The sequence below is a fragment of the Anaerophaga thermohalophila str. Valhall genome (assembly GCF_000250735.1).
Lineage (GTDB): Bacteria > Bacteroidota > Bacteroidia > Bacteroidales > Marinilabiliaceae > Anaerophaga > Anaerophaga thermohalophila_A.
In genome coordinates this window covers 1-1186 of sequence record NZ_AHZV01000348.1, presented here as the reverse complement: position 1 = coordinate 1186, position 1186 = coordinate 1, and the positions used below count along the sequence as shown (strand labels likewise).

Genomic DNA, 1186 nt, shown 5'->3' with positions numbered 1-1186 from the left:
TAGTGATATTTTTTAAAGTCGGATACTCTGCTCGCCCTGCTTAATCAGGTCTCGTTTCATAAACAAATAATTTCCAATCATTGAAAAAAGTATAACACAGTGAATGGAGCTTTATGACCAAATGCTAAATAGTGTTCGTCTATAAACTCGCAAAAATTTTTACAATATGTGTGTCTGTTCAGAAAGTGCCAGTTGCAAGGCTTGCGAAGCCGACAAAAACGCAGTTTACTTTCCGTAAATGAGTATTTTGGCGGCGAGCATAACACAGCAAATGGTACTTTATGGACAGACACTAAATAGTTTAGAAGAATCCTCTTTATCTTATCGATCAAAATTACTAACTTGGGAATTACAACAAAATGGTTAGATTCTTTAAACATAAGTAGCCGACAGGCAAAAAGTATGAGGCTGTCTCAAAAGTCCAAATTTGATGTCATTCTGAGCTTGTCGAAGAATCTTTTCATTTGAAAGACAGATGTTTCGACTACGCTCAACATGACAAACCTTTGGAATATTATGCTTTTGAGACAGCCTCTACCGATGATTAATGAACCTGGAAGTGGCAGAATGAATGAAAGCCTGAAGCGAAATTATATACCTATTGCAACATACTTAAAAAAACGAACATAAATTAAAAACTCCTAGTCATGCAAAGAAAAAAGAAAAAAATACAAAAAAAGACAAGAAGAAATCATCAGGTGCCTGGACTATTGGCTGGGGCTGGTTTGTTGTAGTACCTGCTTTGGCATTTTTGTCATGGGCCACCAGGAAAGGCATCAAAGATGCTATAGAAGAAGAACACCCCTCTCCGCTAACAATTCTGAAAGAGCGGTATGTAAAAGGTGAAATTGACCGGAATGAGTATGAAGAGAAACTAAAGGATTTGATGGGAGCTTAGAATTGATTTAAATGAAAGGAGCATGTGGCTTTGGTTTCTCCTTCGGCTTTGCCGCTTTGTTTACAAAGAAAACTGCCACAAAAGGGCATGTATAAAGAAATCGCGAGTTCCATCCGACCTTAATAAATAAATTTTATACGGATGAAAGTAATAAAAGCCTAAACGCAGAGACGCAATGGCGCAAAGTTTTTATTATAAGAACGTTAGAGTTTATGTTATTGATTGTGCAAACAATTAATTAGGGTCTGCTGAATAGCACTTAACCTGCTTTATTCATAAGTTTTCGTC

General features: G+C 36.6%; 1 protein-coding gene. It reads left to right on the top strand.

Annotation, left to right across the window (positions count from 1 at the left end; translation table 11 throughout):
• Positions 1-742: 742 nt before the first annotated feature.
• Positions 743-898 carry an SHOCT domain-containing protein gene (locus OQ5_RS21595; RefSeq protein ID WP_016778807.1) on the top strand — a complete coding sequence of 52 codons (156 nt, stop codon included), beginning with the start codon at positions 743-745 and terminating at the stop codon, positions 896-898.
• Positions 899-1186 lie beyond the last annotated feature (288 nt).